Below are 1,113 nucleotides of genomic sequence, written 5' to 3' on the forward strand. Positions count from 1 at the left end.
GGTTCCGGCCGTCGGGTCTGTGGCGTTCCGGTCGGGTCGTCGCGTCTCAGCGGGGCTGCGCCGGGTTCTGCGGGGTGCCGTGCGACGGCGGGTTCACAGGCGGGCCCGCGGTCTGCGGGGAGACCGCCGAACCGCCGGCCGCCCCCGGTGCCTGCTCCGGTGCGAGACCGCCCGGAGCGCCGCCCGACGGCGTGGCGCCGGCGTCCAGTTCCTGCAGCCGGACCTGCATCGCCCGCACGATGGGAAGCCGGTTCGCGTGGGCCTCCTCGTAGGCCAGCACCTGCTGGAGATCCTCCCGCGCCAGTGTGCGGATGCGCTGCTGAAGGGCCTCCGTCGGCAGGTGGTCGTAGTCGGGGAGGGGCAGCGCGTCGTGCCGGGGTGTCTGCGTGTCGGACTTCTTCTCGTCGGCCATCAGAGGCTCCTGCGGATCGTCGGGTTCTCGGTTCGGTGCGGGCGTTCCGGTGCCCGTCGCCGCCCGGCCAGCCGTGACAGTCTGTGACGGCGCCGATGCCGGCGGCCCACGCCTCCGCGAGACCACGCGGGCCGGCCGAACCCGTCGCCGGGCTGCCCGGCCAGGACCGTGCGTCGTGGCGGGTTCCCGGATGTCCGCCGCCCACACAGCCATGTCGCGCAGCCGCAGCCGCCCTCCTGCACGCGGGGCCGCGGCAGCCTGCCCCCTTCAACGCCGAGGACCCGGTCGAGGCGGTCCGCGACCTCGCCGGCGGCATCGGTGTGGAACGGGTGGTCGGCGCCGTGGGCGTCGACGCCCAGCGTCCGCCCCAGGGTGACACCTGGGTGGTGGGGGAACGCGCCGTCACTCGCCGCCCGCCGGTCGGTACGGATGGTGGCCAAGGCCGGATCCATCGGCACCGCGGGCGTCTATCCACCGCAGGTGGAGCACTATCCCTTCGGTGAGGCGTTCATGAAGAACCTGACGCTGAAGATGGGCAACTGGAGTCCGCAGGCACCGGTTCCGCCACCACGGCGTGCACGAACAAGGCGAACACGAACGAGCGAGCCACGTGTGCCGCCGATCCCGGCGACGAACGGCGAACAGCAGCCGACGAACGGCGGACAGCAGCGCGCCGCATGGCCCGTGGGGCCGTACGGCGC

At 73.9% G+C, this 1,113-nt stretch carries 1 protein-coding gene and 1 pseudogene; one reads left to right on the forward strand and one right to left on the reverse strand.

Annotated features, from left to right (window positions below; all coding sequences use genetic code 11):
• Window positions 1-46: 46 nt before the first annotated feature.
• A complete protein-coding gene (locus ACWGH4_RS35300; protein WP_441265906.1) occupies window positions 47-412 on the reverse strand; it encodes a hypothetical protein in 366 nt (121 codons plus the stop codon).
• A gap of 372 nt (window positions 413-784) precedes the next feature.
• Here ACWGH4_RS35300 and ACWGH4_RS35305 point away from each other — a divergent pair.
• Window positions 785-1,113 (forward strand): annotated as a pseudogene (locus ACWGH4_RS35305) (hypothetical protein); the annotation flags it as partial.

The organism is Streptomyces sp. NPDC054847 (assembly GCF_053610925.1).

Bases quoted from the DNA above. Each gene is read 5' to 3' on its own strand.
- ACWGH4_RS35300 (WP_441265906.1), bottom strand. From the start codon at position 412: ATGGCCGACGAGAAGAAGTCCGACACGCAGACACCCCGGCACGACGCG.